General features: G+C 30.7%; 21 protein-coding genes. All 21 read right to left on the reverse strand.

Annotation, left to right across the window (positions count from 1 at the left end; all coding sequences use genetic code 11):
- Positions 1–182 precede the first annotated feature (182 nt).
- Positions 183–1,757 (reverse strand): alpha-L-fucosidase, encoded by a 1,575-nt coding sequence (locus D1816_RS24395; RefSeq protein ID WP_240338677.1) that lies wholly within the window; start codon positions 1,755–1,757, stop codon positions 183–185.
- 170 nt (positions 1,758–1,927) lie between these two features.
- A complete protein-coding gene (locus tag D1816_RS24400) occupies positions 1,928–2,497 on the reverse strand; it encodes an RDD family protein (RefSeq protein ID WP_066313796.1) in 570 nt (189 codons plus the stop codon).
- A 34-nt stretch (positions 2,498–2,531) separates the two neighbouring features.
- Positions 2,532–2,960 (reverse strand): hypothetical protein, encoded by a 429-nt coding sequence (locus D1816_RS24405; protein ID WP_118506043.1) that lies wholly within the window; start codon positions 2,958–2,960, stop codon positions 2,532–2,534.
- 329 nt (positions 2,961–3,289) lie between these two features.
- Positions 3,290–4,237 carry an SMP-30/gluconolactonase/LRE family protein gene (locus D1816_RS24410; protein ID WP_158597727.1) on the reverse strand — a complete coding sequence of 316 codons (948 nt, stop codon included), beginning with the start codon at positions 4,235–4,237 and terminating at the stop codon, positions 3,290–3,292.
- 59 nt (positions 4,238–4,296) lie between these two features.
- Positions 4,297–4,815: a signal peptidase II gene (lspA, locus tag D1816_RS24415; protein WP_118506045.1), complete on the reverse strand. Its 519-nt coding sequence runs from the start codon at positions 4,813–4,815 to the stop codon at positions 4,297–4,299.
- 159 nt (positions 4,816–4,974) lie between these two features.
- Complete coding sequence (locus tag D1816_RS24420; protein ID WP_118506046.1) at positions 4,975–6,693, reverse strand: serine hydrolase; 1,719 nt, start codon at positions 6,691–6,693, stop codon at positions 4,975–4,977.
- 71 nt (positions 6,694–6,764) lie between these two features.
- On the reverse strand, positions 6,765–7,568 hold the full coding sequence (locus D1816_RS24425; protein ID WP_118506047.1) for an AraC family transcriptional regulator: 804 nt from the start codon (positions 7,566–7,568) through the stop codon (positions 6,765–6,767).
- Positions 7,569–7,711: 143 nt separating this feature from the next.
- Positions 7,712–8,287, reverse strand: a complete 576-nt coding sequence (locus D1816_RS24430) for a Crp/Fnr family transcriptional regulator (protein WP_066313784.1) — start codon at positions 8,285–8,287, stop codon at positions 7,712–7,714.
- Between the two features lie 303 nt (positions 8,288–8,590).
- Positions 8,591–9,646, reverse strand: coding sequence for a DUF2911 domain-containing protein (locus tag D1816_RS24435; RefSeq protein WP_118506048.1), 1,056 nt, complete (start codon positions 9,644–9,646; stop codon positions 8,591–8,593).
- A 151-nt stretch (positions 9,647–9,797) separates the two neighbouring features.
- Positions 9,798–10,274 (reverse strand): DUF4440 domain-containing protein, encoded by a 477-nt coding sequence (locus tag D1816_RS24440; protein ID WP_066313780.1) that lies wholly within the window; start codon positions 10,272–10,274, stop codon positions 9,798–9,800.
- A 179-nt stretch (positions 10,275–10,453) separates the two neighbouring features.
- Complete coding sequence (locus D1816_RS24445) at positions 10,454–11,533, reverse strand: zinc-binding dehydrogenase (protein WP_066313779.1); 1,080 nt, start codon at positions 11,531–11,533, stop codon at positions 10,454–10,456.
- Between the two features lie 166 nt (positions 11,534–11,699).
- On the reverse strand, positions 11,700–12,485 hold the full coding sequence (locus D1816_RS24450) for a DUF6503 family protein (protein ID WP_118506049.1): 786 nt from the start codon (positions 12,483–12,485) through the stop codon (positions 11,700–11,702).
- A gap of 130 nt (positions 12,486–12,615) precedes the next feature.
- On the reverse strand, positions 12,616–13,278 hold the full coding sequence (locus D1816_RS24455) for a peroxiredoxin-like family protein (protein WP_066313777.1): 663 nt from the start codon (positions 13,276–13,278) through the stop codon (positions 12,616–12,618).
- 414 nt (positions 13,279–13,692) lie between these two features.
- Entirely contained in the window at positions 13,693–14,268 is a 576-nt protein-coding gene (locus tag D1816_RS24460; RefSeq protein ID WP_066313776.1) for a Crp/Fnr family transcriptional regulator, read from the reverse strand.
- A 259-nt stretch (positions 14,269–14,527) separates the two neighbouring features.
- Positions 14,528–15,061, reverse strand: coding sequence for a DinB family protein (locus D1816_RS24465; protein ID WP_066313775.1), 534 nt, complete (start codon positions 15,059–15,061; stop codon positions 14,528–14,530).
- A gap of 244 nt (positions 15,062–15,305) precedes the next feature.
- Positions 15,306–15,980 carry a ZIP family metal transporter gene (locus tag D1816_RS24470; protein WP_118506050.1) on the reverse strand — a complete coding sequence of 225 codons (675 nt, stop codon included), beginning with the start codon at positions 15,978–15,980 and terminating at the stop codon, positions 15,306–15,308.
- Positions 15,981–16,495: 515 nt separating this feature from the next.
- A complete protein-coding gene (locus tag D1816_RS24475) occupies positions 16,496–17,101 on the reverse strand; it encodes an NAD(P)H-dependent oxidoreductase (RefSeq protein ID WP_118506051.1) in 606 nt (201 codons plus the stop codon).
- Positions 17,102–17,382: 281 nt separating this feature from the next.
- Positions 17,383–20,574, reverse strand: coding sequence for an AsmA-like C-terminal region-containing protein (locus tag D1816_RS24480; protein WP_118506052.1), 3,192 nt, complete (start codon positions 20,572–20,574; stop codon positions 17,383–17,385).
- A gap of 338 nt (positions 20,575–20,912) precedes the next feature.
- Positions 20,913–21,356 carry a GNAT family N-acetyltransferase gene (locus D1816_RS24485; protein ID WP_118506053.1) on the reverse strand — a complete coding sequence of 148 codons (444 nt, stop codon included), beginning with the start codon at positions 21,354–21,356 and terminating at the stop codon, positions 20,913–20,915.
- 238 nt (positions 21,357–21,594) lie between these two features.
- Positions 21,595–22,257: a CPBP family intramembrane glutamic endopeptidase gene (locus tag D1816_RS24490; protein ID WP_118506054.1), complete on the reverse strand. Its 663-nt coding sequence runs from the start codon at positions 22,255–22,257 to the stop codon at positions 21,595–21,597.
- 124 nt (positions 22,258–22,381) lie between these two features.
- The gene (locus D1816_RS24495) at positions 22,382–23,218 is read right to left on the reverse strand and encodes a LytTR family DNA-binding domain-containing protein (RefSeq protein ID WP_066313767.1); all 837 of its coding nucleotides are present in this window, start codon (positions 23,216–23,218) and stop codon (positions 22,382–22,384) included.
- Positions 23,219–23,359: the final 141 nt, after the last annotated feature.

Genomic DNA, 23,359 nt, shown 5'->3' on the forward strand with positions numbered 1-23,359 from the left:
ACCTTTAAATAGGGCGGTAATATACATTAATTAGATTTTTGTTTAAAGTGTTTCAGAAGTTTTTATTTGGTCATAGTAAGGCTTATTGTATACTACTTCTGTCTTCCTAAATATAGCAAATATCGTCTCCTGTTAATTTGTGTAACGTATTATTTGTTAATCAATGGCTTAGCTTGTATCGGTTAAAGGAATTCTAATTTAAAGACTGTTGCAATTTCATCCATTTCTGTTGTTTCAGGAGTTTTTACGATAAGTTTATCATCATTAACAGACCAATCTAGTGTGCTTTTACTACCAATTATAGAAACACGTTTAATAGGTTGATTTTTTGAAATATCTATCACATTGTTAATTTCTAAATTTGTCTTCGCTTCGGGCATTCCTAATGTAAAAATGTATATAGTTTTTTTATCTTTTGAGGTTGTAAATCGAACATCATCTTTAGTATATTTAATAGTAGCGGATTGTCCACCATGCACGTTATCTTTGACAGTAACAACACCATAACCATATGTAGTATGTGTTCTTGTTTCGTATACCGCTTCTTTATGTTTGTTCATCCATTTGCCAATAGATTTTAAAACTTCTTGTTGTTCATTAGGGATGGTTCCGTTTGCACGTGGAGATAGGTTTAATAATACTACTCCTTTTTTACTCCATACATCTATCATGTTGCGGATAAGTATATCTGGTTTTTTACACTTTAACTTATTGGTATAACTCCAACCCCATTTGGTAATAGTAATATCTGTTAACCAATATTGTTTTGACATACCTTTTTTACCTCCTTGCTCAATGTCTAATAGGCCAACGTTATCTGGTAAATCTTGTTGCTTGTAAAATACGATAGGTTTTTGTCCTCGGTTTACACCAGTATTAAAATGATGAGCTACCATTTTTTTGCGATAATTTTCAGGAATTAAATGCAACCAAGAATCAAACCAGATCATATCTGGTGCATAATTTTCGACTACTTCGTTTACCTGATTGAGCCAATAATCATTAAATTCTTGTTCTGAAATATTACCATACAAGTATTTTAATTCGGCATCTTTGGTAGAAGTAATTAAATTAGGGTGATAAGGATAATAGCTATCATTTGACATCATTGGCTTATCGCATTTATCTGCCCATTGACTGGTGTCATTTGCATGACGTGCTAAATTTCTAGCATGATGAAATGTAGCAATAGTTTTGATTTTACGTTTTTTAAGCTCTTGAAATAGCTCACCAGTGATGTCTTTTTTAGGTCCTTTATCCATAACATTAAATGGATTTACATCACTATCCCACATAGCAAAACCATCATGATGTTGGGCTACTGGTCCCGCAAACTTAGCTCCGGATAACTCAAACAATTCTGCCCATACCGCTGCATTGAATTTCTCTGCTTTAAACATAGGAATAAAATCATGATAATTGAATTTCTCTACACCACCATAAGTTTCATTGTGATATTTACGAACTGGACCTCCCCATCCTTTTTCGGGTAATTTTTCAAAATACATCCATCGGGGATACTTTTCATCATAGTACTCGGGTACCGTAAAAAGACCCCAGTGAAAGTAGATTCCAAACTTTGAATCTTTGAACCACTCAGGTTCTGTATCATGTTTAGCTAAAGATTCCCAAGTAGGTTCAAAGATTGTTTTTTTGCTATTAACATTCTTAGAGTTACAAGTAATAAGAACGAAGGTTCCTATAATCATTGAAGCAATTTTAGAACCTAACTTTAACTTATTTATTATAAATATCATTTTATGCTTACCTAAAAATTAGTGTTTTGTGTGTTATTATTTTTTAGAAGAGATATACGCAGGTTATGACTCAGAGTTAAAGATAATTAATGCAGGTTAATTTCTTACGAGAAATTTTTGTAACAATTAAGAACACGTATTTATGGAGTCATTAAACTGTCATAGTATATTTACAATTTGCCATTTTTGAATAGTAAATATAAACTAGAAATAAATATGAGACTTAAAGTGATTACTAAAATAATGTCAAAAGTATTTAACTCAGGTTGTGTTCCTATTATGTAAATTGAAAACCCAACTAAAGAAAAATTAAATAAGATTGTAATAGGTCTTTTGAAGTCAATTTTTTTTAATGTTTTATCCTTTATAACAAAAGTGCCAGATAAGTTATCATGAATAGCTCTTTCATGATCGCTAACACCAGAAAAAATGCTTACAAATCGACTTGAGTTTCTTATTATTAGTTGAGTTATGGTTGGTTTTTTGTTGTTCATACGTACAACTTTGGTTTGTGTTTGATATTTTCCCGGTGTTCTGCCTAATAAAAGCTCAAAACAGAAATAATAGAGAAACCTAAGAATTGTGTATACGAAAAAAGCAAAAACTAAATTTTGAAAGGTTAGAAAGGAAACTATTAATCCCAATACACTAGATAAAATAAAATCAATAATAAAGTTTTCGGCACGTTCTTCTTCAATAGCTAATTTTAGGTTTTTATATTTTTCGTTTGTAATTTTCATTAAGTTCGAGTAAACATAGTTTATATAATATTGACTATATTTTTTTGTTCACTTTTGATTTTAAAACCTTTAAAAAAGTCTTTCCTTGATTTAAAGGAGCAATTTCGATCATCATAATATCTCCGTTTTTGCTAGTTACTTCGATAATATCTCCGATAAAGGGCTCGGTTCTGTTTTGTATGTCAAAAATATCATTAATATCAATAGATGTTGTTTGTGTGTTCTTGTTGTGATAAATTAATCTAGAATTGGTTAATAAAACAGATTCTGTACCTACAAGGGAAATAGTATAATCGTAATAAGCTGATATTTTTTCACCTTCTTCTAATAATTGGTTCTTGTTAATGTACTCCAAAGCATATTTTTCCATGTTGTTTCTTGTTCTTACCCCTCCTTCTTTTAAATTACAGGAAGAAAAAAGATATGGAAATACTACAATTATTAAAATAAATTTAATTTTCATTTTTTAAGTTTAAGTATTATTCATGTTATACATACATGTCACAATACCAGAATATGTTACTTTATTTTTTTATTTTTCTGATATGAATTGAAAATCTTTTTTCTAAAAGCACCGAACTTCAGTAAAAATACAATAACCTGATTACTATGATACTATATTGCATAGGATCTAGCTGTATTTGAATATGAGGGTTCGATGTTTCATTTAATTAAAAGTTATAGCCAGTAACATTATACAAGATGGATACTTTGTTTTATGATAAATATGAGAATTGAAATTAATAAGACTTTTGATTAAACCTTTTTTTTTATGGATTGGTCTTTATTATATTATTTTACTTTGATTTTCATGATTTCATAAGGTTTCAACTTTTTTAAATCCAAAATCGTATTCGTATCCTCATCAAAATTATCTATTTGTGTATTGGTCACAAAAAAAATGTTTTTATCAAAAATGTCGAAAGTAGTCGGGGTTTTAAAACTCTCTGTAAATTCGACTATTTTTTCATTTTCCAGAATTTCGGTTCGAGCTTTGTTGAGTTTAAATTTGAATAATCCATTTTGCGTTCTGTCACGCTTAGCATTTACTATGCCGTATAAATTATTATTATAATATTTTAAACCGTCTATGCCCGAATAATCTTTTCTGGGTTTGTTTATTATTTTTTTTGATACTGTTTCAATAATTCGAATTCCTTTACTTGATGCTAAGTATAACAATTCATCATCATTAGATATAGTAATTCCATTAGAGTTAGAAACTTCTTCAGCATCCAAATAAACCTCAATGTTCTTGCTGGGTCTTTGTATGGTATAGATTTTATTACTTTCTGAGTCTGTTATAAAAATCTTATTGGTTGAACTAACAGCTAAGTCATTTAAGTAGTGAAAAGTTGAATCATTAATTGAGTAGGAATCAATTAGGTCACCAGAAGAAAGTTGTAAAAGTAAAAGAATTGATTTGTTTTTATTTTGTGTAAGACTGTTACCAAGAGCATATAAAGTATCTCCTTTAATTGTCATTCCAAAACCAGCTAAATAATTATGTTTGTTAGATTCGAGAAAGGTTGTAGGGGAACTACCATCGAGTGAGCTACTTACTATTTTATTATTTTTTAAACTGTTTAAATATAACTTTTTTGTACTACTATTGATCGCAATACCTTCAGGCATTAAATCTTTTTCGAAATTCAACTGAATCAACTCTGGTTTTTCACTCATACAAGAGACAATTCCAAGTAAAACTAAACAAACAAAAAATAATTTGACATTTGACATCTCCCTTATTTTTAATACTCCGCTATGTAAAATAATCATTTACAATTTCAGACACAAAATTAAAATCTTGTTAGGTTATATCGTTTTTTATTTATTTCTGATAGTATTGAATTTAATAGAATAAAAAGAGTTCCAATTACAACAGATACATCTGCCATATTAAAAATCCCAGTATGTAGAGAACCAAACTCTACATACATAAAATCTGTTACAGAATTAAATAGGATTCTATCGTATATATTTCCAATTCCGCCCCCAATTATGAAAGAGAATCCAATTAGATTAAATTTTGAAATCTTCTTTTCTTTAATAATATAGATAAACATAAAAATAAGTACTAATAGTGGTAATACTTGCAAAAAAATAATCTTAGCATTAGGAGTTAAATTTTCTCCTAAACTTAATGCAGCACCTGTATTTTCTACTTTTGTAAGAATGAAATTATCACCTATAATTTTAATGGTTTCATTTTTTGATATTTCTTGTCTAACTTTTTCTTTAGTAATTTGATCACAGCTTATATTACTAAGTATAATAATTAAAGAGAATAGAATTTTAATAGGTTTTTTAAATTTCATGATCTTGTTTTTGCTCGCGATGATCTTTTAGATAAGTAAGAAAGTAATTTTCGACTATTTTTTAATTAGTAGTCTGTTTTTCAAGTTCGTTACATGTTTTTTTATATGATGATCAATATTTTTTGAAAACTTCTTTAATCTAAAAAATCGAAATACTTTTTAATTGATCATCGCTGGGAGTATGTATTCTTTTAAAATTTTTCTTGGTTGATTACCTTTGCGATTTCTAAAATTTCCTGATGTGATCACTACTACTGCTTCTAATTCTGGAATTATAAAAATAAACTGACCTCCGGCACCTCTGGCTTCAATAGATTTAATTGCTTTTTCGTTTACTATATACGTATCATGCCACCATAGATAACCATACTCATTTTTATCTCTAGAATCTTGTAAACGCATACGTTTCTTAAATGATTCTGCAACCCAATGTTCTGAAATAATTTGTTTTCCATTCCATTGACCTCCATTGAGGTAAAGTTGACCAAATTTGAGTAGATCTCTTGACGTCAAAAGCATGCCTCCCCCAAAGTATGGTGTAATTTGTGTGTCATCTGTTTGATTAATGTAGTTTATGATACCTAAAGGACCAAAAAGCTTTTCTTGCATGTAAAACTCAAGAGGCTTTTTTAGCCGTTCGTTTAAACATATACCAAGTAAAAAAGGATTTGCAGATCCGTAATCAGCATAAGTTCCTGGTTTTTTTACCATAGGAGCTTCTAAAACAGTTTGCAGCCAATTTTTCGTGCGACTAGGATCTTGGTAATAATCTTCTGAAGCTAGATTGTTGACATCTAACCCCGAACTCATGGTTAATAGGTCTTTGATTTTAATAGTAGCCTTTAATTCATCTTTGGTGTATTGATAATCTTTAGGAACAAAATCATAAAGAGGTTCGTCAACATTTTTTATTATTTTATCATCAATGGCTATCCCAATGATAGCAGAAGAAATACTCTTTGAAGCAGATCGTAGGTCGTGAGGAATATTTCGGTTAAATCCACCAAAATAGTTTTCAAATACAAGTTTGTTTTTCTTAGTAATAAGAACACTATGTGTATTTACTAGCTTATTAGCATTAATACTATCTATGAGTCGGTTTAACTCGTTTTTCTTAATTCCAAAACTATTAATGTTTGCAGTAGACCAACCATCATTTAATTGTTGAGGTGTATTTGTGTTTTGTGATTGATCAATAGCATCTGTTTTATATTCCCAACCATCATTAGTATGGGTTAAGCTAGTCTTGGTAATGACCACGTTGCTTAAAAGGATTTCAAGATCAATAGTGCTTTCTAATAACTTGGCACGAAAATTAAATCCGGTATTACCATCTGTAAATAGCAGTGTATTTCCTTTCATTTTAAAATCTCTGGTCCAGGTTCCTCTAAACCTTTGATCTCCCAAAAATGGGTAAGCAGCTAGACTACCATCGTCCATATTTTCTATGTATAAAAGAATATCATTAGACTGTATACCATTGTCTACCATAAAGGCATTCCAGACACCGGTAAACTTTTGATCACCAATATGTTTTAAGTCAATATGATACAATAGCTTTCCGGATTTAATAAATCCTGTTAGTTGTTGTTTATCCTGGCTATATTCTAAATCTAGAAATAATTGCTGGTCTACATTTAATTGTACACGTTTCTTATTAGATGACTCTAAATTTTTATCAATAACAGTTTTATCATTAATTAGAGTAAGATGATAACGATTAGATGCTAACTGTTTTAATGATACTTGAAAATTGAAACTACCTTTATTTGGTAGAAAACCTACCCATTCTCCTTGATAATTTTGTTTACTATTTTGTGCGCATGATGTTAGTATAAAAGTTATACTTAGTAGAAGAATAATACTGAGATTTCTCATGAAAGATTTGATTAATGATTAAAGTGTAAAACTATTATGGAAATGATTACCAAAATAGAACGAAATTAACATCAACGACATTTTTTATAAAATTCTCTTGGCGTCATTGCCATATATCTTTTGAAAGTTCTTGAAAAGTGACTTTGGTCTGAAAATCCACATTCATAGGAAATAGCAGAAAGCGAAGTAGTAGAATAGAGCATAAGATCGATTGCCCTTTTTACCTTAACTTGTCGGATATAATCACCTAAAGTTGTTGAGAAATATTTTGGGATAGCTCTTGATAAATGTCCGGGATGTATTCCTAACTGTTGAGAAAGAGATTTTAAATCGAACGGTTCATTGTGTAGATGAATAATTTCAATAAGAGCTGTAAGCCAAGGCGGGTTTTCTTCAAACAAATAAATCTGTTCTTTTTCTATGTTTTCACATAATTCTGATACTAAGAGTTCACAGGAGATTTCAGAATAAACATCGGCATATTTAAATTCAGCATAAATCTTCGCCAATATATGATGTGATTTAGGGTTTTTTATAAGTTTACTACCTTCCCAAAGATCAATATCTATATTATTCTTTTCAAACCAGCTCTTTTCAAATTCAATATGAAACCCTCTAGCTTGAGTTGACGCTTTTGAGTTAAAATGAGGTTCTTGCCAATTATGAAGTAAAAAACTTCCTGAAGGACATGTGGTTTTACATCTCTTATTTACATCATATAAATTGCCTTGAAGAAGATACATGAAATAAGGGTTCTCATGAAAGTGCCAATCAGTTTTATCTGTCAGGTAATCGTATTCTGAAAATAAGACGCCATTCATCTGCTGCTCGGCATGCATCGCTCCATAATAGGTGCCTTTAGTTAATATTTTCATTTTTTATTGAATTTGAACATTCATTGTTTGCTGTACCAATTCGAATGTCACATCTTACCAAAAATACAACAATCATTCAATTGATCGCAGAGCTGTGATAATAACAGTAACTGAACGTAATTACGTATTCATTATCATATTATTTATGAGCGCGAACGGATTCTGCTGATTGATTCTGGAGAAATTCCTAAATATGAAGCTAATACATACTGCGGTACTCTATTTGCAATTTGCGGATATTTATCAACGTACTCCCAATATCGCTCTTCTGAAGTTTTACTGATATTGGAAATGGTTCTTTTATGAGAATAGGCAAACCCTTTTTGTATTAACAATCTAAAATATTGGCATATAGGATGTATTCTGTTGCAAAGCTCTTCAACATCTTCGTATTTCATTTGTAGAATTAAAGAGTCCTCAAGTGCTTCAGCGTAATATTCTGCAGGAGTTCTATGTACATAACTATAAAAATCTGAAAAAAACCAATCTTCGATTCCAATAATTATAGTATGCTCTTTTCCAAGGTCATCTAAATAAAAAACTCTGACTGCACCTTCTACTATATAGTTCTGATATTCAGATATAAAGCCTGGTTGAACAACAAATTGCCTTTTCTTTATTCTGGTCGTTTTTAATATAGAGGTAAACTCTTTTATTTCATCATCTGATAGTGTAACATATCGGGCGATGTTATCCAATATTCCTTTGTATTTACTCATTGGTGTGTGTTTTTTTGCCAATCGTCAATAATGTGTTAAGACGTGATTTTATCTTACATTTCATGAACTAATTTAGCAAATACTTCTTGAAGAGTAACAAACTTAATTTTATCCTTATTTCATTACACGATTATAACAAATGGGATTAATAGTATAGGTTATATGATTGTTTTAATTCATACTCTTACAGTATCACATTACCGTAACTCTGTTTGCTAGTAAGTCTATACATTGATTTTTTTTTCATATCTAAAAACCATTAGTTTGGGCAAAATTGTTCATTTTCATGATATTGAATAGGAGTTATGTAGGATTAATATCCTCTTCTTTTTTGAGTTGCGCTTTGTATTTTGCAAATCTAGGCTTGAAATGAGCAGGAGTATCGGCTCCTGTTTTTTCCAACGCTATCAACGCATTTTTGAAATCGTTTTTCGCTGAAAAAGCCCTAGCCAATCCATAATGACTTGGAAAAGCTCCATCATTATTTTTGACATTTGCTTGCATGATTTCGAGTGCTTTGTCTAATTGGCCATCTGCGATGAAACCTAAGCCTAATCTATAAAGTTCATCTGGGTTTCCTAATGGGATGGCTCTTTGTAGTATATGCTTTGCTTCAGTGGTTTTTCCTTGTTTTTCTAAAATCTTAGATTTTAAAGAAAGGTTTATAAATGTTTCTTTACTGAAAAAGTTACCTTCAATAGATGCATTAATCCATTGCAGCGCTTGGTCTAATTCACCAATACTAAAAGCATAATTTGCGGCACTATCCCAAGTAGATTGTTGAAATCCTTTTGGATTCCTTAAATCGTTACTAATTCCTGCCATTACAATTTTATCAACTGCTACATCTATTTTAAAGGGTATCTCTTTGGTACTCCAATGTAAAGAAACTGTAGCACTAGTAGGTTCTACAAAATCAAAACTATAAGTCAACATTTCAGTAGATGTAGTTTTATCTATAGAAGTAACTTTAAAGCGAAGGATATCTTCTTTTTCATCGTAATAATAAGAACCCCATGAAGAAGTATTGGATGATAAGATAATAATCACTTCTCCATTTTCTTCAGGTGCTATAAATAAAGCATATTTTCCTGCAGGAACTTTATGACCCTGTATACTTACCTCGTGTGAGAAATCGATCGTTGTGTTATAGTCTGACCCAGCCCTCCAAGGTGCGGCTTTGGCAGTTCCAAAACCTAAATAATTAAATCCATATGGTACCAAATTACCCCAGATTTTTCTGCCTTTAACGTATGGCCTGTTGTAATGAATTGTAATATCGGTAATCCCTATACGTTGGCTGACCTCTGCTTCTGGACTTGAGGTAGGTAGGGTGATTTGGGCTCTTAAGTTTGACATACTAAAAAAATAAGAATGGTTATTATTAAAAGAGAAGTAACATGTTTTTTTATGATTAATGAGCTGCTTTTACGGGTTTTGTGACCCTTATTAAAGTAAATTCATTAAATTTTGGTGTATAAGACACTATAATTAGATATTCTTATGATACCTATTTATTGATAGATGTTAGAGTAGGATCTGCATTCCAAATGTCTACAGCCATTTTCCACTCACCATTTTTGTCTTTTTTCCAAATAGAAACAACTTTTTCAAATTGATTTACTGTATTGCCATCTGTATCATCAAAATTCACCAACATTTTATCTATAGTATACCCTAAATCTCCGCTATTAGATACAAATACTTCTTGTGGTTCCCAAGTAACGTTAAAACCAGGTAGTGATTGAAATTGTTCTAATACGTTTCTAATTTTTTCATGACCTTGTAAAAGAGGTTGATCCGGAGCCATCATAATACCATCTTCGCCGATAAAACTAAAATACTTTTCAGTAGAAAATGCTTTAGACCATTTGCGGCTGGTTTCCATTAAATTGGTTTCTTCCTGTTTTCTTTGTTCTGTTGTTTGCTTATTTGTACAAGAGACTAATAAAAGCCCTGCTAATACACTTAAAAATAATGTTTTCATGTTTTTATATTCTTAGTTTGTAATTTTTAAAATTGTTCTTTGATCGAGTAATAAAAAGAAGAATTAGTACCGTTTATACCAGATAATTTTTTTGATAAAAAATGTGTCAAAAAAGATTTTTTTAAACCTTTTTCGACACATAAATTTTGATACAACTTTACTTTCTATTACAAAGAATGTTATGGACGTAATGCTACTTTAAGTGTTCCTGATGAACGATCACGCATTAAATCATATCCTTTTTCTGCCTCAGACAGGGGTAAAATATCAGTAAAAATCTTACTAGGATCAATCACACCTCTTTCTACAATAGGAAGTAACTTTTTCATATAAGCTGCTACATTTACAACACCAGTATGAATCGTTATATTTCTAAATAGGGCTGAAGAATAAGGCTGCTCAACTGGTTCATAAAGATGACCAAATCCTAGAACACTAATCGATGCTCCGGCCTGAGTCATTTCCATACCTTGTGCAATTGCTGTTTTATTACCAACAGAATCAATAACAGAATTTGCTCCTCTTCCTTCTGTAAGTGATTTTACAAATGCTACAGGATCTTCATTTTTTGAGTTCACTACGTGGGTTGCTCCAATAGTTTTAGCTAATTCTAATCGACTATCATGACGGCCTACAAGAATAATAGTAGAAGGTCCAAATAACGTAGCTGCCATTACTGCGCTTAGTCCTACCGCACCATCACCTATAACTACGACAGTTTCTCCTGTTTTAATATTAGCATTTAATGCACCATGATAACCTGTGGCAAAATTATCTCCAAGTGGAAGAACCTTAGTGTCATACTCATCTCCAGTTAGACCTTCTGGAAGTTTAAATAGTGTTGAGTTACCATAAGGGACACGTATAAATTCAGCTTGGCCTCCTTGGATATCATCCCCTCCATGCTCGGCAAAAAGAGGTGTCCCAAATAAACCTCCATGATCACATGCAGAAGGTAAATCACGTTTACAATAGTAACAATCTCCGTCGATAAACATAGCAGAGGCTATGACCCGGTCTCCAACTTTTAAGGAATGAATATCTTTACCTACTTGGTCTACTACACCTACAAATTCATGACCTATTCGCATTCCTTTGTATAAACCCATTTCAGGTCCGTTTTGCGTAAATTCTAAATCTGCTCCGCATACACCTGCTAGTGTAATACGTACGATAACATCATCGTCTTTTAATAATTGAGGTTTTGGTATATCAACGACCTCAATTTGTGCTCTTTCTTTATATACAACTGCTTTCATAATAAATTTTTTAATTTGTTTTTAATTTGTTTTTACTCTGTTTTTATTTTTTTTCTTTTTATAGAATTTTCTATTGTTAAAAGTTATAAATCGACTTTGCCATAAACTATGTTTACGCAGTACTCATCTTTTAATAAAGTGTCGAGATACAACAGAATTAAAGGGGTTAACTCTGGATATTTTCTAAATTGTATCCGTTGTTAAACTTTACATTCTTGGTGAATTGTTCTGTCCATGAGCCTTTTAGTTTATTGCCATCCCAATCAGCAGGTGCATATTTACGATAGGTAGATAAATAGATACCTTCTATTTTCTCATACTTCACTTTCATTATACTTGGCTCAGTTATACCAAATCCCGTAGCGTTGTATAGAAATTGATCTATCCTATATGTTTTTGGGTTGATGTATAAAATGTATTTATCCTTGCTTGATTCTCCTACGTTATCTCCAAAGGTCATCTCAACGATCTTGTAAGTTATTCCGTCTACAATTCTAGGAGTCAGTATTTTATGGTTTACACCTGGATCTAATAACTTGAACATCATTGTAAACCAGTAATAGTTTGTTTTTCTAAGGATATGACCAATAAATGCAGGTTGTTGCTCTGTGATAGTCTTTCCATTTATTTTAGAAACAGAATTGTTACCATTAAAGAACTGTGTGTATGTTTTACCAGGGATTTGAGGTAGTGCATAAACCTGTCTTTTTGTATATGCTGCATAAGAAACTTCGCCATCAAAAATGTACCGTTCTTTGGAAACATCTACTACATTGTTATCTTTAACCTTGAAGGTGTAATCGAAGGATACATCTTTTAATTTGTGTAAAGTATTCTTGCCGCCATTAGCTTCTACTACTTTACTAATAAGTTGTTTAGCTTCTTGTGCTTGGAGCGTAGTTATGAACGTAATTAATACGAATTGGAGGGTTTTAAAGATTATTTTTTTCATGATAAATTATTTACTTGTTTTTACTTTGTTTTATTTTTAAAATAGATTGTTACTAAGTTTTATAGAACTAATGGTCGGGTAAACTTCAAACCAGATTTTAGTTATCCTGGGATGTTGACTAGAACATTTATTATTTATTTAAAGCAGCAATGATATCCGACGATTCAACACGATTTCTATAATCACCACCTTCAGTTTTTGTAAAAGAAACTGTTCCATTTTTTTCGATGATAAATGTTGCAGGAATAGGAATTGCACTTCCTTCATCAGAATAGTAACTATCGTAATTGTATCCCAATTCGGTCATTTTATCTAATGATTTTTTAGGATTTTTATGGATAGTTGTAAATTCTTTAGACACGATATTCCCATTATCACTTAAGACTTCAAATTGTAATGCATTTTTCTCTTTTATATTCAAAGATTCGTCTGGTGTTTGCGGAGAAATAGCGATTAGTGTAGCTCCTGCTTTCTCTATTTCTGGAAGAACAGTCTGATACTGGCTCAATATTAAATTACAATAAGGACACCAAGTACCTCTATAAAAAGTAAGAACAACTCTTTTGGTTTGTAAAACGTTATAAAGGTTAATGCATTCATTAAATGTATTTAATAGTGTAAAATTTGGGGCTTTTTCTCCAACTTGAAGTTTTAAAATAGAAGTGTGTTCTTTTCTTAATCCTTCGGCATCTAAATTAAATACGTCACCTGCATGAGCAGAAAGCATCCGTGATGTATTTTCTTTTAATTCCTTTAAACCTTCTCGATAGGAAGGAATTGTCATAGTTTTCATTATTAATTCTTTTATATTAAAAAATATAGTAAGCCCTTATAAAGGGAATGCTTTTACATTTTCGATCTTGGGAACTTTACCAAATGATTTTTCATTTGATCAAAGATTACTCGATTATCAGGAGAAATTTGTTCCTAGTTGGTGCTTCAAAACTTTACTTTTATGAAGCCTCCATTTTTCATGATCTATTTGTTAATTATTAACATTACAAAGTTGCGTCATATGTGAAGAGATTAATATGACGTGTGTTAAGAAAAAAGCTTGACCTCTATCAAGGAGTAAAATTGATCTAGATCAATTTTTATTCTTAGAAGGTTTAAAACCCTAAAGTTTGCGGCTCTAGTAAAAAGTCGAAGAGTTTAAAAATGAAGAATCTGTTTGATGTTTTGTGGGATTACCACATAGATTTTTAACTTAAGAGCGCGAACGTATTCTGCTTATAGATTCTGGTGAAATTCCTAAATAAGATGCTAAGACATACTGTGGAATTCGATTTGCTATTTGAGGATATTTATTAACGTACTCCCAGTATCGTTCCTCTGAGGTTTTACTAATATTTGAAATAACTCTCGTGTTAGAATAAGATAAGGCTCTTTCTATATACAATCTAAAATACTGACATAAAGGGTGTATTCTACTACAAAGTTCTTCAACATCTTCATATTTCATTTGTAAAATCAAAGAATCTTCAAGAGCTTCGGCATAATATTCTGCAGGAGTTCTATTTAAATAACTGTGAAAGTCTGTAAAAAACCAATCCTCGATTCCAATACTTACGGTGTGCTCTTTACCAAGGTCATCCAAATAAAAAACCCTGACTGCACCTTCTACAATATAATTTCGATATTCGGATACAAACCCAGGTTGAATAACAAATTGCCTTTTCTTTATTCTAGTAGTTTTTAATATGGAAGTAAACTCATTAATTTCATCATCTGTTAGTTTCACATATCTGGCTATGTTATCCAATATTCCTTTGTATATACTCATCGATTCGTGTTTTTTGACTCTTGCCAATAACGTCTTTATTTATTATGTGTAGTATTTAAGAAATAAAGATAGCAAAAAGAGAAGAACCTCTAGGTATTTCAAGGGAAATCCGATATGATTATTACAATCTAATATTTGTTTTTGTATGTTGTTGTGTGCAGTTTTTCTGGATACTCGTAAAATGCTGCACATTTTCTAACATCATTTTTTTTCTATGGATAGCTATGTAAATTCTATTATTTTTAGAAGAGTTTTTAATTTACATTTTCTCGACTTTCTTTATTTCAAACTGGTAGGGATTTCCTAATATTCTTTTTAAACTAGCAAGCTGTCCACAATGCCACATTGTATGTTTAATGTTCCAATCTATTGCTTCAAACTTGGTTTTGGCAACAGGATGTTCTACTTTTCCGGGTACCAATTCATTTTTAAGTTCTTCAGGAGCTAATGAGTTTATTATTTCAATTGACTTCTTAACAATAATATCAAGATGATTTTTTAATTCTCTTAAACTAAATTTTCCAGTAGAATTTCTAGGCGAAGAATAGAAGGTATACAAATCAGAGTATTTCTTAATAGGAACTAGTTTTAAAACATCTTTTTGATGTCCTTTAACTACAAGAATTGAATGATAATAAATACTAATTATTAAATGCCCTACTTGCCAAGTGACATTAGATTCTAATACTTCAGGAGTTTCATTCCACTTTTCTTCGGGTATTGAATCTATAAGGTTGTATATCCATTGATATGTATCATGGGTTTGCTTACTTAGCATTTCAATTTCTGTCATTTTACTTGTTTTAAATTTCGAGAATACCCTAGAACTTGTTAATGTACGATGAATTGTTTTTTTGTACACCTAAATTTATGAAATACAAGTCAAATAGAAAACTTGTAAGCTAGTATAAAAACGAAATTTGAAAGGAACTTCTTTAAGTATAGTGGCGTATAATAGCCATTTTTCTTGGAAAATGGTTTTCTAAAGTTAATCCAGAGCTCTTACTACATTTGTCTTGATTCTTTTTTTGGAATATTTAGATAAAATGAGCAATCGAAATACCCAAACATACCACTACCAGCTTGGATAAATTAAATTTATGACCTTCACTAGTTTCAAATAGAATAGTTGTAGCAATATGTAAAAAGATACCGATGACTATCGCATTAACAATATCAATATGTTCGGTAGCTAAGACTGTATTATTTGATATGTAAGTACCTAGAGGTGTCATTACAGCAAATACTACCAAGAATCCAATAATTTGAGTTTTATTATAACTAGATTGAAGTAAAAATGTAGTTATTAAGGCTGCTATCGGAATTTTATGAATCAGTATGCCATACACCATATCATTGTGTTGATGAATAGGAAACCCTTCTAAAAAACTATGAATGCAAAGACTTACAAATAGTACCCACGGAAACTCTTTACCTTCTTTTTGTATATGTTCATGACCATGCTCGACACCCTTAGAGAAAAATTCTAAAACAATTTGCAATAAGATACCGCACATTATAAAAAGCCCGGTTTGCTTGCCGTCTAAATGATGATATACTTCTGGCAATAGATCAAAAAGTGCTAATGCTAATAGAAATGCACCACTAAATGCTAATAAGAGTTTAGTGCCTATTGATTTTTGCTTTTTGGTAATAAAAGCAATAATAACACCAACAACAATGGCTATAACTGGGAGTAAATACTTATTCATGAGGATATTATTTATTTTGGTTTTATTTTATTTTTTTAAAGATTAGGCTTTAGTTTTATATAACTAATAGTCAAATAAACCGTATACTAGATTTATCAATTATTTACATTACAAAGTTGCGTCATATATGATGAGATTAATATGACCTGTGCTAAGAAAAAAGCTTGACTTCTATCAAGAAGTAAAATTGATCTATATCAATTTTATATATGAACGTGAAAATAGTATGCTTATAGACCCTGAAGAAATTCCCAAATGTAATGTTTAGGACATATTGTGGTATTTAAGGGTGTTTATGAATATTCAAAAGGATTTGTTGGTAAAAATAGACTAGGAGAGGGGAGATAGATCTAAAAAAAGGTATTGTACATTTTACACCATAGTATAGCTATTCGGATGTACCTCTTAATTGAATGACAATTGCCTTTTCTTTATTCTAGTGATTTTATATTAAAAATTAATTATTGTATTTCAGTAGGTAATAATCATTTGTTGTTATTCATCAATTTATGTTTTTAGGCACAGTACTTTTTTATACGTTTAGGAATGTTTTTAACAATTTTAGAGTGGTCTTTCTCTACTTTTTTTCTATCCAAAGTTCCACCTAAAATTATTAGCTCTTTATTACTGAATCGTTGCCCTAATCTGTCATCAATCATAATATTCCTCATGCTTTCAGCGATTCCGATTTCGTCTAAAAACATATTTGGATGCCCCGCAGTACATAAAGAAATACCATATTTAACAGTTTTCATTTTTTTATTTTCTTTTTCGGCTTTGTCATACCCGTAAGCATAACCAACTGTATAAACTCTATCAAACCAACCTTTTAATTTGGCTGGGCAATCACTCCACCACACGGGATATAAGAAAATTATACAATCTGCATTTTCAATTTTTTCTTGTTCTTTTTGTACATCTTCAGGGATGGGTAAATCCAAATTAAGAAGTCCTTCTCGCATATACTCCTGTTCTGTCATTTCTGTTTGAAAGTTCATTTCATACAAATCCGAAATTTCGAATTTTATACTTTCGTTTTTCAAAACCTTTTTTAATTGTTGTAGAATTTGATGCGTGTAAGATTTTTTACTTGGGTGACAATATATAATTAAAACATTCATCTTAAAGCATAATTAATGGGGAGTTATAAGAACTATGATCTTTTACAAGTCAATTGTAATATTTCTTTTAATCCGATTTTTCTATCTTCAATTTTTTTAAAACATGATGTACGGATTCTAGTCAGAACAAATTAATATTTTCTCAGAGTTGATTGCTAATTTTTACTTTTTGTGGGGATTACGGCTTACCAAAAATAAAACAACTATTTGATTAAACACGGAATTGCTATGATCACATATAAAGTGTTAGCAATGGTAATTTCATTTATTCATCATTACATCTAATCTTTTTTCTTGCTCAATGAAACCTTATAATCATCGATACTACCTTTTATCTTTAGATTGAGATATTTTATTTTTTTGTTAGGATCTATTTCTACAATTTCATTTTCTTGTTCCTTGCTAATGATAGTATCTTTTTTATTTCCAAATAATTTTTGCCAAGCAGCTTTTCTTACAGTTTTCCAAGGAATGCGTAAATAATAATCTATATTTTGATTACTATCATGAGTTCCTGATAGTTCTATATGTCCCAAAGTAGATTCGATCCTCATAGAAGGGATATTGATTTTTCCTTTCTTTATTGCTAAGCTATTTTGTAGCGTATCAAACCGAATATTTTGCAGGTTTTTATCTCCCATGTAATCCGAAAGTGCTAACATTGGATCATAATTTTTTAATCTTCCATTTAAAACTTTTACATCCATTTCTAGAGTAGATTGATCTAGATCAGGAACCATATCGGGGTATACTCTAATTTTTCCTTTAATTCTAGAGGTGAGTTTTCCTTGTAAATTTTCTGAAACAAGATGATCTTGTCCAAAATTTTCGAATTTAAATAGCAGTTTATCTAAATCAACATTATTCATAACCAAATCCGGCTGCATATAGATATGTTTTGGATCGCTACCATTAAAATACCCACTCAATCGAATATTTCCTCCTGCAGCATCCATGTTTAATGTATCTATATAAATGTAATGGTTAGGTGTTGTTCTTAAATCGGCTTTGATATTTTGAAGATCTAGTCTATGGTAAATAAAGTGAGTGATATCTGCCTTAAATTGCATATCGGTAAATGGTAACTCATATAAATTAAAAGCATCTGCATGTTCTTTTACATCTTCAGTTTTTGAAGTTACAGCTTCTGTTGGTTTTGATGAACCTAAGTCGAATTTAAAAAGCGCATCAAAGTCAATATAATTTGCTTTTAAATCGAGGTAATTATCTCTTTTCTTTATTTGCGAATCTTTCCCCAAATAATAGTTCAAATCGAAACTAAAATTGGTCGTTCCTATTTCACCATGAAAGTCTTTTATCATTAAGTGTTCCTCTTCGTAATGTATGTTTCCTCTAAAATTATCAAAACGTAGTGGATGCAATTTCATTTTTGTATCTAACTTGTCTAAAGTAAGATCGATAGAATGTAACGCAGAATCTTTATAATGCATACTAGTGGCAATATGCAATGCCAAATCGTCAAATTCTTCATGTCTATACTCTTCTGGAACATAATTTTCTCCCTTGTACGAAAAAACATCTTCTAATCTTAGCTTTTTAGAAGTGAGATTGATATCTAAATCTACATCTCCTTTAAGTTGAGGTTTCATCCAAAAGGCGTAATCATGTATTAGAGCGTCAAAATGAAAATCACTATCATCTATATAGCCTGTAAAATCTATTACTTTTAAGTCTTTGTTATCGATTAAGACATCGGCATGAAAATCATGTAACTTATGCGGATAATGCTTCAAATCTGCATATAAGCTATCAATAAAAAATTCGCCTTTTGGTAAATACTCAGATTCTGTGAAATCTTTTGCAGAAGCTTTAAAAGAAAGACCTAGACTTAGATCCTTTATTTGTTCATCGAACCCAGTTTGGGTTGTGTCCTGTTTTGAAAAGCTTGTTAACTGGGCAATATCTAGGTGCTTAGAGGCAATATCTAAATGTACATCTATTGGGATGTTTGTATGGTGTAAAATCGCAGGTAAGTCCGAAAGAAAACCTTGTATTGATAAATCAGAATCTCCCATCAACATTTCGAACTTGTTTAGGGTTGCTTCCTTACCATTCATTACCAAATGTACATTTAAATCATGTAATGGAGCAGGAAGTTCTTGGGCAACTAAACTTAAATCTTTTACAATCAATTCTGTAAAATATGCCTGATTGAGTTTTTCTAATGCTTTTTCGGGATTGTCAATATCTATAATATCATGAAAATTCATTTTCAACGAAACTTCTCCAGTAGCGTCCTGTACTTGCTCTAGTTCAAAAAATTCTGTAATAAAATCGAGATTAAAATTCGAGTTTATTTGCATATTTACTTCTGGGGATTCAAAATTCTTCACAAAAATAGAACCTGTAAACTCTCCTTTTTCCAAAGACGCTGTCATATCGGTTAGCGAAAACTCCATGGTACTTGCATCTCTATTTTTCCCATTCGTAAAATGACCGTTAAAGCCCATATGATCAATCTTTTTTGCTCTTTTAGTATTTTCTAAAAAGGCTTTTCCTGCTCCAAAATTGGCTTTGATAAAAGGTCTGTTTCCTTTGTTGGCAGGACCTTGGATATTAGCATTAAAATAGATTTCACCAGCATTTCTGTATTTTTCTAATACTGGTATGACATCTGTGGGAGCAAAAGCGATCAACATATCAAAGTTGGGCTTCGTTCCTTTTATAGCTAGATCAAGATCTACATCATTTTTTGTATCTATCGAGCCTTCTAATTCAAAATCGCCATTTTCCATAACAATACTAGAAGGTTGTATGTCGAGAATGCCTGTGTATTCATTAAATATTAGGTCTGTATGTACTTCAAAATGTTTATCATGAATGAAAGTTGTATCTCCGTCTTTGATTACATTTAACTCAAAATGAGTGTCAACATGCCCAGCAATAATGCTATCCTTTTGACTAAAACCACCCGTACCGGCGTACATGTATTTTTCGACATCTGTATTGGTAGCTTCATCTAATGTATGAATGTCTAGACTTTTAAATCGTATTTTTTTTAGATGAATATTAGTAGAAGGTGTTTCCGTTTCAGAAGTGCTTGCTAAGGAGTTTTGAATATTCGTAGTATTATTTTCATGAATCACAATATTAAAAACACCTTCTTCTACTATTAAAGACTGAATATCATAGTTTCCTTTCACCATATCCCATAGGTTAAAGCCTATATATATATCTTTTACATCCATTATTATGGGTGCATTGTCTTCTTTGGTTTCCAAAATTTTTACATCGTATACTTTTATAGAGATATAAGGAAAGTTACTAAAAAGTGATAATTCACTTTTACCCACGCTAATAAGGCCTTTGTGTTCTTTATTAAGTTTAGCGATCTCGTCTTTTATAATTTCAGATTGATTATTCTGAATATATAACATTAGTCCTCCTACTACTAAAATTGGAACTAAGATTAGGGCTAATAAAATTCGTTTCCAGAATTTTTTAATCTTCAAAGTAGATGTCTTTAGGGTTAAAAAAGATGTTTGACACTAAAATAACGAATTACTATGACAAAATCTTGTTTTAAATTGCGATTTAGTGTTTGGGTTAACCGTATTGGTTACTTTAAATATGTAAAGCAACTTCTCTTTAAACAACGATCTGCTTATTTGATTTGGAAAAATGGATAGTTACAACATTAATTTTTCAAACTTAATTCATAATTGATGTAATTAGTTATGTGTTTTAAACAACGAATTTAACGAATGTATGTTAAATAAAAATCCGCTAGTTTTTTTGTTATTAGGCTTGTAGTAATTAATTTTATTGGTCGTTGTACATTCGTTTTAATTTATAAATCTTTTGCAAGGCATAAGCTATCAGGAATATCCTTTAGTATACCGTATTTCTCTATAGAATTGTAATTGTTTCTTTGATAAAGTTTACCAGCCTCGGGTTGTTTTAATCCCATAAAAAGTACACATCTAGAATATCCTAATTCCTTAGACCAGTTTTCTAATTCAGATAAAACTTTTTCTCCAACTCTTTGACCTCTTGTTTCTGGCGATACGTACATTCTTTTAATCTCCATAGAACTATAATTGTATTCAGAGATTGCTCCGCAACCAATTGCTTTGTCCTCTTTTAATGCCAAAACAACATAATTTAAATTGGAGATGTCATTAAATTGAGACAAAGGATGAGCCTTACCATCTCTTCCTGCGAGGTCTAGATTTAGTAATTGTACAAGTCTTTTAAATTCTGGATTTTGAGAATTTGTTCGTATTATTTTCATTATGCGTTATAGTGAGTTAAATGGCATACAACGTTTCGACTATGGCCTAGTTGTGATGTACTCTTTTAGGACATTCTGAGAAAACCAAACCACCACAACAAGATAGGAATTTCTGTTTAAGAAATTTCACCGCCATGAATTATAGCTGTTGTTGTACTCACGTTAATTTAAAATAACTTAATTTTTAAAAATGCTTACATTGATTAAATAAAAGTATTAGCGATGTTTCTAGTTATCGTTACACCAAATCAAAGTAGATACAAATTAAAGCTATGGTGTTAAAAAAACCGTGTACCGCAATGACAAACCACAAATCATATTTGCGTAAGTAGAATATCAGAGCTATAAGTGCTCCGGTAATCCAAGTAACAAGTTGTCCTGTAATACCTTGTTGACCGTGCATGAAGCCAAAAAAACCAGTAACTAGAATAATATTAATTACGATACTAATTTTGCTTTCTCCAAAGAATTTTACAAATTGTCGCATAAAATAACCGCGAAAAATTATCTCTTCTCCGAATCCTGAAGTGCCCCATACTATTAATAAATTAAATAATAAGGTAGGAAGATTTCCTTTTAATTCATCAAAACTTGAATAATCTATAGGAACTCCAGTGAGTTTAGTAATTACAGGTACCAATAAAAAGGCATAAAAAATAAAGAGCCCCAGTGCAACTAATGGAGCAAGTACGAGAATGTTTTTGGTTGTGAATTTTTCCCGTTGAAAGCCAAGTTCTGAAAATGCTTTTCTTTTGTATTCTATATAATTTGCTATAATGATTACTATCGAAGCAATAATATTTGTAAAGAAACTTAAATAAATTGGTCCAAACCATAAAAAGCAGATAATTGTAAATGTAATTAAAGGAATTAATATTTGTCGTAAGGTGATTTTATTCATTGTTTTTTGATTTTAAATTCTAGACGAAATAATGAACAAAATCTCTGAAAACCCCTTTAAATACTTGTGTTTTTACTGAAGGGTCGTAATTTATAACTGAATAGTCGGTACTTTTTTGAATCTTTTATTGAAACCAATCCATAAATGCTTTTCGTTTGTAACGACTGATGTTGATTTCTGAAATTGCATCGTTTTTAATGAAAGATTTTAACTGAATACGCAACTTGCCATTTTCAATTTTTTCAATTAGGTCTACGGTATCTTTGTGGATTATAATTTGCCGATTGGCCCTAAAAAATAATTGATCGTTTATAGTTTCTTCGAGTTCATTTAATGTAAAATCGGTGTTAATTGTGGTGCCATTATTTTGAACCGTATATACAATTTTGTTTGCGCTATAAAAACATGCAATATTTTCGTAAGTAAGCTTTGTTACTTTCGCACCGCTGTCAATAATAATTTCAGCATCTTTTATAGATACCTTATATAAATTATGTAGATCTTTAGCATACAATAGACCTATGAGAATAAAACATATTAATAACGAAATTACTAAACCAATTAATGTATAATAGAACTGTATTTCTCCATCTAAAACTATCTCTAAAATAATATTTACAGGAATATAGATTATTGTAAAGTATCCTAAAGTTGAAGCCATAAACCTTATGATAGTAGCAATTTCTACTTTCTTAGAGAAGTACTTTTTCTTATAAAATTTAAAATTAAGTTCTGCAATGATTCCCACGACAATAAAAAAAACAATAGTAAAAAGAAAGCCTACAGTAGGAAATCTATACGTTGCACTATCAAGAAAATTATCACTCGCTGCTAAATGATTTGCGACTAACGAGAAAATAATCAATATAATTGCTTTCTGAAACCAACGCCATACAGAACTACTAGCAAATGAACGCCATACGGTTTTTAAAGTATTCTTGGACGGCTCTTTAGTGCTCATAAATTAGAAACTTTTTTTTTGTAAGATTCAAAAGTAAAAAATAATTTCTCCAAGAATAGGTTTAAAATATTTTCGATTTTACTCTAAAAAGTAAGTTTTGTCTAATTTTTCTAAAGAATTTTAGTCTTAGTTAGCGGTTTA

The organism is Aquimarina sp. AD10 (assembly GCF_003443715.1).
In the GTDB taxonomy this organism is placed as follows: domain Bacteria; phylum Bacteroidota; class Bacteroidia; order Flavobacteriales; family Flavobacteriaceae; genus Aquimarina; species Aquimarina aggregata.

What these genes read in the sequence shown, in the direction of transcription:
- D1816_RS24395 (WP_240338677.1), bottom strand. Translation starts at nt 1,757, where the DNA reads ATGATATTTATAATAAATAAGTTAAAGTTAGGTTCTAAAATTGCTTCA.
- D1816_RS24400 (WP_066313796.1), bottom strand. Translation starts at nt 2,497, where the DNA reads ATGAAAATTACAAACGAAAAATATAAAAACCTAAAATTAGCTATTGAA.
- D1816_RS24405 (WP_118506043.1), bottom strand. Translation starts at nt 2,960, where the DNA reads ATGAAAATTAAATTTATTTTAATAATTGTAGTATTTCCATATCTTTTT.
- D1816_RS24410 (WP_158597727.1), bottom strand. Translation starts at nt 4,237, where the DNA reads ATGTCAAATGTCAAATTATTTTTTGTTTGTTTAGTTTTACTTGGAATT.
- lspA (WP_118506045.1), bottom strand. Translation starts at nt 4,815, where the DNA reads ATGAAATTTAAAAAACCTATTAAAATTCTATTCTCTTTAATTATTATA.
- D1816_RS24420 (WP_118506046.1), bottom strand. Translation starts at nt 6,693, where the DNA reads ATGAGAAATCTCAGTATTATTCTTCTACTAAGTATAACTTTTATACTA.
- D1816_RS24425 (WP_118506047.1), bottom strand. Translation starts at nt 7,568, where the DNA reads ATGAAAATATTAACTAAAGGCACCTATTATGGAGCGATGCATGCCGAG.
- D1816_RS24430 (WP_066313784.1), bottom strand. Translation starts at nt 8,287, where the DNA reads ATGAGTAAATACAAAGGAATATTGGATAACATCGCCCGATATGTTACA.
- D1816_RS24435 (WP_118506048.1), bottom strand. Translation starts at nt 9,646, where the DNA reads ATGTCAAACTTAAGAGCCCAAATCACCCTACCTACCTCAAGTCCAGAA.
- D1816_RS24440 (WP_066313780.1), bottom strand. Translation starts at nt 10,274, where the DNA reads ATGAAAACATTATTTTTAAGTGTATTAGCAGGGCTTTTATTAGTCTCT.
- D1816_RS24445 (WP_066313779.1), bottom strand. Translation starts at nt 11,533, where the DNA reads ATGAAAGCAGTTGTATATAAAGAAAGAGCACAAATTGAGGTCGTTGAT.
- D1816_RS24450 (WP_118506049.1), bottom strand. Translation starts at nt 12,485, where the DNA reads ATGAAAAAAATAATCTTTAAAACCCTCCAATTCGTATTAATTACGTTC.
- D1816_RS24455 (WP_066313777.1), bottom strand. Translation starts at nt 13,278, where the DNA reads ATGAAAACTATGACAATTCCTTCCTATCGAGAAGGTTTAAAGGAATTA.
- D1816_RS24460 (WP_066313776.1), bottom strand. Translation starts at nt 14,268, where the DNA reads ATGAGTATATACAAAGGAATATTGGATAACATAGCCAGATATGTGAAA.
- D1816_RS24465 (WP_066313775.1), bottom strand. Translation starts at nt 15,061, where the DNA reads ATGACAGAAATTGAAATGCTAAGTAAGCAAACCCATGATACATATCAA.
- D1816_RS24470 (WP_118506050.1), bottom strand. Translation starts at nt 15,980, where the DNA reads ATGAATAAGTATTTACTCCCAGTTATAGCCATTGTTGTTGGTGTTATT.
- D1816_RS24475 (WP_118506051.1), bottom strand. Translation starts at nt 17,101, where the DNA reads ATGAATGTTTTAATTATATATTGTCACCCAAGTAAAAAATCTTACACG.
- D1816_RS24485 (WP_118506053.1), bottom strand. Translation starts at nt 21,356, where the DNA reads ATGAAAATAATACGAACAAATTCTCAAAATCCAGAATTTAAAAGACTT.
- D1816_RS24490 (WP_118506054.1), bottom strand. Translation starts at nt 22,257, where the DNA reads ATGAATAAAATCACCTTACGACAAATATTAATTCCTTTAATTACATTT.
- D1816_RS24495 (WP_066313767.1), bottom strand. Translation starts at nt 23,218, where the DNA reads ATGAGCACTAAAGAGCCGTCCAAGAATACTTTAAAAACCGTATGGCGT.